Below are 7910 nucleotides of genomic sequence, written 5' to 3'. Positions count from 1 at the left end.
ATCTAAGCTACCCACCACAGTTTAGTTGTGAATCTTGCGGTGGGGTAATGCATCCACGTTATTACAAAGGGGTTCATGGATTTGAGTACCGACTTTCGGATGTGCTCAATACCAAAGGACCGCGCTAGCGGTTTTTCTTACGAGACAGGGACTGTGGTAATGTCTACAGTGTTGATGTCGCCAAGACAACTATGAAAAATGTATGGTATAAGGATAAGTTTTGCTATAATAAATAAAAAGGAAAGTAAATATGTGCCTGTAGTTGCTAGATTACAGTATTGAATAAAGAGGTACTTTATGAAGATTGCTATATTAGTCAGGGAAGAAACCATGCAGCGTTGTACAGGCAGAGGTTGTCTTAACGCTTTTTTTCAGAGAAAGGACGCTTTTGAAAGATATGAGGACAATATAGAGCTTGTTACTTTTTCTCACGCTGGCGGCGATATTGATCATAAGATTGAGATGATGCTTAAAAATGGTGTGGATGTAGTGCATTTATCGTCCTGTATGCGGGGGAAGGCACCAAATTATGAAGCTTTGGCAAAACGCCTCAGCGAATACTTTGATGTCGTTGGCTACACCCATGGGTCAGCAGAAGGCAAGGAACAAGCTACAATAACTATTAAAAAAGGTTGTTGAGTTAAAGATATCTTGACGAAAAGGGATTATGATATGGAATTCATACCAGCAAAAACAATACTATCCGGCTATGAGGCCAGTAACCCTTGGTTTGGCAAGAACTATAACATGAACATTTACAAAGGGTGTTGTCATGGTTGTATCTACTGTGACAGCCGCAGTGAATGCTATCGAGTAGAAAATTTTGATGAGGTAAGGGCAAAGGAAAATGCTCTTGCCTTAATTGCACGTGAGCTTACATCAAAACGCAGGACGGGTGTAATCGGAACAGGCGCTATGAGCGATCCATATAATCCTTTTGAAAAAGAATACCGTTTAACAAGAGGCGCATTAGAGCTAATTAATACCCACCGGTTTGGTATTTCCATTGCTACAAAAAGCGATTTGATAACAAGAGATATTGATGTGCTAAAGTCAATAAAAAGCCATTCCCCTGTACTTATAAAGATTACTATTACCACTGCTAATGATATGCTTTGCCAAAAGATTGAGCCTCATGTAGCAGTAGCTTCAAGGCGATTTTCCGCAATCAAAGAGCTTTCAGAGAATGGGATTTTTACTGGAATACTGCTCATGCCTGTACTGCCGTTTCTAGAGGATAATGACAGCAATATAAGCGAAATTATTCAGCTTGCATATAAAAATGGGGCTAAGTTTATATATACGGCATTCGGAGTAACCTTGCGACAAAATCAGCGGGATTGGTATTATAAAAAGCTTGATGAGCACTTTCCTGCTCTTAAACAAAAGTACATAAACCAATTTGGCAATGATTATGAATGCCGCTCACCAAGAGCGAAGGCGCTGTGGCAGTTATTTCAAAAACAATGTGACAGGTTAGGCATTCTTTACAAAATGGAGGATATAATTAATGCCTATAAGCAAGGTTATGGCAATAATCAGCTTTCATTGTTTTAGGGCGTTAATAGTAACATATGGAATGTAGCGCTGGTTGAGAGGGGATAGAACTTGCGAATAACTATCATTACCCCTTTTACTGACTAGGAGAGTTAACAATGATATCGAAAAGAGAAAATGCAATTTTAACATATACCAATACTTTATTTTATCCTCTTGCCCCGCGGGCAGAAGAAGTAAAAGTAGAAGATATCGCACATGCATTGTCCCAAATGTGCCGGGCAAACGGACATTTTAGAACTTTTTACAGCGTTGCTCAGCATTCAATTAATTGCGCGAAAGAAGCCAAAGCAAGAGGCTTATCTGATAAGGTACAACTGGCTTGCCTCCTGCATGATGCCAGTGAAGCTTATATTTCAGATATAACTAGACCGGTTAAATATTATCTCGATGATTACAAAAAAATAGAACGAAATCTGCAACAGGTTATTTATGAAAAGTTTGGTATTGCAAACCTGACTGATGATGAATGCGGGCAAGTTGGCGATATAGATAACGCGCTACTGCATCATGAATTTGAGCATTTACATTACCGGGGAATTTTTGATTTTTCTCCCCGGCTGTATGCGGATGCTGATTTTACCGAAAGAAGCATGACTTCTGTAGAGGCTGAGTTCCTTCAATTGATCCAGCGCATTATGAGTCACATTGTTGGTGGCGGGAACAACTGCAAGTGTGTTGGAATTGACAGCTGCAAGAAAACGGGACAACACTACGGTTGGGCTGCTTTCTGGATAGAAGCCGATAGCGGTTACAGCTTTGACGTATATCCTGCGATTACTGATATTATGGCAGATCATCATGATGCCGGCTGCATCCTTATTGATATTCCCATTGGATTGCCCGAAACAGAGCAGGAAAATAGACTAAGGCCTGACCGTGAACTACGAGGCAGGCTGAAGGGGAAATCCTCCAGCGTATTTAACACTCCCTGCCGGCAAGCTGTTTACAGCAGGGAAAAGCAGGAGGCAAAAGCCGTTAACCTGGCGATTACAAAAAAGAGTTTGTCAGAACAGTCTTTGGGTTTTTCTAAAAAGATCCGCGAAGTGGATGAATTTTTGCGGGCAAACCCGCGATATATTGGTCGTATTCGGGAATCGCACCCTGAATATGGATTCGCGTTATTGGATGGCGGTAAGCCGTTACTAAGCAGAAAAACAGAGGATAGCGGTTTTGCTGAGCGCCGGGAGGTACTCAAGCGGTACTTTGCGGATACCGAAAATGCACTATGCGAAATTAGGTCCCAGTATCCTAAGCGTCTGCTAGACGATTTTGTTGATGCCATGGTTCTGGCGGTTATCGGGGTTGCCGGGACGCAACGCGGTTTTGAAACAATTCCAGAACAACCGGCAAAGGACAGCAAGGGGCTGCCTATGGAAATTGTTTATGCCAGAATGTAGTTAGGCAACTTGATTGAAGTCTTAAGAACCTCCTTGTTTTTTTCGATATAAATATAAAGAATATAGTCACTCTTGTACATATTCATCTTTTCAATGCGGCAAAAACTGGGTAAAGGACTACCCAGTTTTATTTTTTTCAAGGAGGAGATAATGAAGATGCGGCTATTTAGGTACAAAAATAAAGGGGATGAAATGTGCCCTTTATTTTACTAGAATTTTCTTGACAAAGAAACTTTGTCGGAATAGAATTTAATTAATCGATTGATTAAAAATGAAAGGAGTAGATTTGTGGAAAAAGATGCTAAAGAAAAATTGATTGAGGCCGGAGAAAGGCTATTTGCAGAAAAGGGTTTGTCAGGTGTGTCGATTAGGGAGCTTTCGAAAGAGGCAGGCGCCAATAGTGCCTTAATTTCCTATTATTTTGGCGGTAAGGAAGGCCTATATGCAGCAATTCTTGAGAAGCAGTTTTCACCCATCGGTGATCTGCTGGACGCGGTGATGGGGATCAAGGCTTCGCCTACAGAAAAAATTAGGGGTTATGCCCATAATGTAGTGATGGTACACAAAAAGATGCCGTTTCTAACCAAGTTTCTTATGGGAGAACTGCTAAATCCCTCAAAGTTTTTTGAACCTATTATCCATAAATATATTGAGCGCATCTATCATTTTATGACTGAAACTCTAAATGAGGGAATTGCCTGCGGCGAGTTCCGTAGGGAAATGGACGTCAATTCAGCAACGCTGGCTTTGGCGGGTATGATGAACTTCTATTTTATTTCCCGGCCGATAACCCGCCATTTTGCGGTAGGTGGTGCTGATCAGGACGAACAATTTGCCATTGAAGCCGTAGAGATTTTTTTGGGCGGGGTGAAGAAGCATGATGGTCAATAAGAAGTTACTGGCAGGAATTCTCATTGTCGTTGTTGCGGCAGGGGTAGCAGGTTACAAATATCTTAGACCAGTTAAAACTGGTATTACGGCTACAGGCACAATCGAGGTAACCAGAGCCGATATTATGCCGAAGGTTAATGGGTATTTGACAGGACTGGAGAGCAAGGTCGGTGATACGGTAAAATCCGGACAAAAAATTGCTAAGGTAACCAGAGCCGATCTACAAGCCCAGGTAATCAGAGATGAAGCGGCATTAGCAAAAGCTGCCGCTCAGCTTCGTGACCTGGAGGCTGGCCCACGCAATCAGGAACGGCAGGAACTTGGCGCTCTGCTTGCCTCCTCACGCTCGGTATATGATAGAGCCAAGCAAGACTATGAGCGCTATCAAAGTCTGTATAGCGCCGGCGCTATCTCGGCGCAACAACTAGATACAGCCAGTTCTAATGTGGACGTGGCCTATAATGCTATGGTAGCGGCAACTCAGCGTTATGCTCTGGGAGATGAGGGCAGCCGCCCGGAGACCATCGAGGCGCAGCGGCTCGAGGTAGAACGCAGCAAGGCAGTTTTGGCGGCCAGTAAGACGCTGGTGGAAGACACTGTGGTGATCAGTCCAATTAACGGATTAGTTCTCTCTAAAAATTTTGAAAACGGCGAGTATGTTAACCCTGGTGCAGCGATTCTCACAGTGGGAGACATGAGTGACTGCTGGGTCAAGGTGTATGTGCCGTCAACCCAGTTAGGATTGATTGCCGTTGGGCAGGAGGCTCAGGTTAAGGTAGACTCTTTCCCCGAGCGGGTATTCAGAGGTGAAATCAAGGAAATCAGTCAGAATGCTGAGTTTACTCCACGCCAGAGCATTACGCAAAGCGAACGGGCCAATTTAGTATTTGCAGTAAAAGTTAAGATTGACAACACGGAAGGGATTTTAAAACCGGGGATGCCTGCCGATGTGGTGCTAAAATGATTTGTCTTACAAATGTAACCCGGCGGTTTGGCGCGCTGACAGCGGTGGATAATCTCAACCTGGAGGTTAAGGCCGGAAGCATTTTCGGCTTGGTAGGACCGGATGGGGCAGGCAAGACTACCACGATCCGGATGATTACCGGTATTATGACTCCCACGTCTGGAAAAATAAACTTGCTGGGCAGTGATAACACTGAGTCTGTAAAAGATCAGATCGGCTATGTACCCCAGAAATTCAGTCTGTATGGCGATCTCACCGTTATGGAAAACATTCAGGTTATTGGCGCGTTATATGGGGCCAATAAACAGCGGGTTGAGCAATTGGGTACAGAGATTCTGGACTTCACCAACCTGCTGCCGTTTAAAGACCGTCTGGCCGACAATCTTTCTGGTGGCATGAAACAGAAGCTGGCGCTGGCTGCCGGACTGATGCACCGGCCAAAAATCTTTTTCCTGGATGAACCGACTACAGGCGTTGATCCTGTTTCCCGGCGGGAGTTCTGGCAGATGTTGTACCGTCTTAACAAAGAAGGCACGACGATATTTGTGTCCACTCCCTATATGGATGAAGCTGAATTATGCACTCGCGTAGCCTTTATGAGCCAGGGCCGGATTGTTGCTTGTGACACACCACAAAATCTAAAAGCTGCCTATCCCTTCCGATTACTGGAATTAACGGCTGAGAGTAAAGCCGTAAAGACTGTGCTGGCCAAGTGCCCTGTGCTTGATGTAAACTCTTTTGGCGATCGCTATCATCTGGTTGCTGAATATAGCCCGGAGGTTGTTCCTAAGGTCGAAGCGGCACTGCACGCGGCCGGGATAGAGGGTTATTCATTGCAGGAAATCCCGCCCACCTTAGAAGATATTTTTGTACACCTTGCCGGGGAAGGAGGGGCAGCATGTACGCCGTAGAGACAGAAAACCTCACCCGGGTTTTTGGTGACTTTATTGCTGTCAATCAAGTCAATTTAAAAATCCCTCAAGGCAGTATTTACGGTTTTCTAGGGCCGAATGGTTCAGGGAAATCTACTACAATTCGGATGTTATGCGGAATTCTCACACCTACGCGAGGTAATGGCCGCCTGCTTGGTCTTGACTTGACGACCCAGGGAGAAGCTATCAAAGAGAAAATTGGCTACATGTCCCAGAAATTCAGTCTGTATGATGACCTTTCTGTCCTTCAAAACCTTGAGTTTTATGCCGGCCTCTACAGTCTGACCGGCTCCAGACGGCAAGAACGGATCGAAGCCATGCTGGCAATGGCAGGCCTGCAGGAGCGGCAGGATGACCTTACGGCAAACCTGTCCGGAGGATGGAAACAGCGGTTAGCGCTGGGATGTTCAATTCTCCACAACCCGCCACTGCTTTTTCTTGATGAACCCACCGGGGGCGTTGATCCTAAGTCCCGTCGCATGTTTTGGGATATTATTTACCAGCTGGCTCACCAGGGAACAACGGTCATGGTCACTACCCATTTCATGGATGAGGCTGAACACTGTGATGCCATCGGTTTTATTTACGAAGGAACGCTGATTGCTGACGACACACCTGCCAACCTTAAGAAAAACCTGCCTGGGCTGCTCTTAGAAATTCCGACTCAGGACCCTATGGGATTGTTCACAACGTTAGCGGCGAGGCAAATGGATGTCCTTGACATCTACCCTTACGGAACCAGCGTCCATATCCTCATCGGTGAGGAGCGGCTGGTAGACTATAAGGAGTATGATTATCGAATAATTAGGCCATCGCTTGAAGATATTTTTGTTTACTATGTTAAATCAAAGCGCAAGGAGATGGTTGTGTGATTCGCCTTAGGGCCTTGCTGATCAAAGAGTTTATCCAAATGCGGCGGGACCGGCTGACCTTCGGGATGATGGTAGGGCTCCCTATCATCCAGCTCCTGTTGTTTGGTTTTGCCATCAACACCGACGTAAAGCATCTATCGACAATTGTGTTCGACCAGTCACTCCAGCAGGAAGGGCGTGACCTGCTGTCCGCCTTTCAGGCCAGCGAATATTTTAACATTAAGTATGTTGCAACAAATTACCAAGAAGTAACTGAAGCTATTGAAAGCGGGAAAACCAAGGTAGGGATTATTATCCCCCCGGATTACACCGAGAATATTAAACATGGCCGCAGTGCGGCAGTGCAGGTTATTGTCGATGCTTCTGACTCAATGACCGCGTCTTCGGCGATCGCATCTGCCCAGTTAATCGGTCAAATCCGTTCGCAGGAAATACTTGCCCAGCGCTTGCAGGGAACACAGGGCAAGCAGGTAACTCTGCCCATTGATATTCGCATCCGCCCTTGGTATAATCCGGACTTCATCTCTCCCTTTTATATGGTTCCAGGGATTTTGGGCATTGTGCTTACAATGACAATGGTTATGATCACCTCCATGGCCATTGTTCGCGAACGGGAAAAGGGGACACTGGAACAGCTTATTGTTACCCCGATGAAGTCTCATGAGTTAATGCTGGGTAAAATCATCCCATATATCTTTGTGGGTTATGTCCAGGCGACGCTGGCGCTGGCTGTTGGCGTACTTGTCTTTGATGTACCGCTCAGGGGCAGTATCGGGTTGCTCTACGGTTTAACCACTCTTTTTATCATTGCTTCCTTATCGCTGGGTGTCCTCATCTCCACAATGGCAAAAACCCAAATGCAGGCCATGCAGATGTCTTTCTTTGTATTTCTGCCCAGCGTGCTATTATCTGGTTTCATGTTTCCCAGGGAGGCTATGCCGCAGCTCTTTTACCAATTAGGCCATTTACTGCCGTTGACTTTTTACCTGGAGATTCTGCGGGGGATTGTTCTTAAAGGAATCGGTATTAATTTTTTGTGGTCGCAGGTGTTCGCCTTAATCGTCTATATCGTGGCGGCACTATCTATCAGTATTATGAAATTCCAAAAGAAAATAGCCTAACGATTATATGAGTAAAGCCGCGCCCAGTGAAGTGAATTGAACCCAAAAAGTTAGACAAAATTGAATTAAGCAGATTTTAGGGAATGAGTTCTGTAATTTACAGGGCTCATTCCTTTTAATTTCATCTTAATACGACGGTTGTTATAGTAATCAATATAATCATGCAGTTCTTG

At 44.9% G+C, this 7910-nt stretch carries 9 protein-coding genes; 8 read left to right on the top strand and 1 reads right to left on the bottom strand.

Annotation, left to right across the window (positions count from 1 at the left end; translation table 11 throughout):
* The first annotated feature begins 297 nt into the window (after positions 1 to 297).
* From VN447_RS18005 to VN447_RS17970, 8 genes are all read left to right on the top strand, one after another.
* A complete protein-coding gene (locus tag VN447_RS18005) occupies positions 298 to 639 on the top strand; it encodes a CGGC domain-containing protein (RefSeq protein WP_325526844.1) in 342 nt (113 codons plus the stop codon).
* Positions 640 to 747: 108 nt separating this feature from the next.
* Positions 748 to 1557 (top strand): SPL family radical SAM protein, encoded by an 810-nt coding sequence (locus VN447_RS18000; RefSeq protein WP_325526842.1) that lies wholly within the window; start codon positions 748 to 750, stop codon positions 1555 to 1557.
* 98 nt (positions 1558 to 1655) lie between these two features.
* Complete coding sequence (locus VN447_RS17995) at positions 1656 to 2957, top strand: DUF429 domain-containing protein (RefSeq protein ID WP_325526840.1); 1302 nt, start codon at positions 1656 to 1658, stop codon at positions 2955 to 2957.
* 288 nt (positions 2958 to 3245) lie between these two features.
* Positions 3246 to 3848 carry a TetR/AcrR family transcriptional regulator gene (locus VN447_RS17990; protein WP_325526837.1) on the top strand — a complete coding sequence of 201 codons (603 nt, stop codon included), beginning with the start codon at positions 3246 to 3248 and terminating at the stop codon, positions 3846 to 3848.
* Complete coding sequence (locus VN447_RS17985) at positions 3835 to 4812, top strand: HlyD family secretion protein (RefSeq protein ID WP_325526835.1); 978 nt, start codon at positions 3835 to 3837, stop codon at positions 4810 to 4812. Before VN447_RS17990 ends, VN447_RS17985 begins: the two co-directional genes overlap by 14 nt.
* Entirely contained in the window at positions 4809 to 5723 is a 915-nt protein-coding gene (locus VN447_RS17980) for an ABC transporter ATP-binding protein (protein ID WP_325526834.1), read from the top strand. Before VN447_RS17985 ends, VN447_RS17980 begins: the two co-directional genes overlap by 4 nt.
* Positions 5711 to 6616, top strand: coding sequence for an ABC transporter ATP-binding protein (locus tag VN447_RS17975; RefSeq protein WP_325526832.1), 906 nt, complete (start codon positions 5711 to 5713; stop codon positions 6614 to 6616). Before VN447_RS17980 ends, VN447_RS17975 begins: the two co-directional genes overlap by 13 nt.
* Positions 6613 to 7737, top strand: coding sequence for an ABC transporter permease (locus VN447_RS17970; protein ID WP_325526830.1), 1125 nt, complete (start codon positions 6613 to 6615; stop codon positions 7735 to 7737). The genes VN447_RS17975 and VN447_RS17970 overlap by 4 nt, the downstream gene beginning before the upstream one ends.
* 65 nt (positions 7738 to 7802) lie before the next feature.
* Here VN447_RS17970 and VN447_RS17965 read toward each other — a convergent pair.
* A partial coding sequence (locus VN447_RS17965; protein ID WP_325526846.1) for an IS3 family transposase occupies positions 7803 to 7910 on the bottom strand: 108 nt, incomplete at its 5' end.

The organism is Sporomusa sp. (assembly GCF_035561155.1).
In the GTDB taxonomy this organism is placed as follows: Bacteria; Bacillota; Negativicutes; order Sporomusales; family Sporomusaceae; genus Sporomusa.
This window is presented reverse-complemented; position numbering and strand designations above follow the sequence as displayed.

Coding starts and splice junctions, on each gene's coding strand:
- VN447_RS18005 (WP_325526844.1), top strand. CDS start 298: ATGAAGATTGCTATATTAGTCAGGGAAGAAACCATGCAGCGTTGTACA.
- VN447_RS17980 (WP_325526834.1), top strand. CDS start 4,809: ATGATTTGTCTTACAAATGTAACCCGGCGGTTTGGCGCGCTGACAGCG.
- VN447_RS18000 (WP_325526842.1), top strand. CDS start 748: ATGAACATTTACAAAGGGTGTTGTCATGGTTGTATCTACTGTGACAGC.
- VN447_RS17975 (WP_325526832.1), top strand. CDS start 5,711: ATGTACGCCGTAGAGACAGAAAACCTCACCCGGGTTTTTGGTGACTTT.
- VN447_RS17995 (WP_325526840.1), top strand. CDS start 1,656: ATGATATCGAAAAGAGAAAATGCAATTTTAACATATACCAATACTTTA.
- VN447_RS17985 (WP_325526835.1), top strand. CDS start 3,835: ATGATGGTCAATAAGAAGTTACTGGCAGGAATTCTCATTGTCGTTGTT.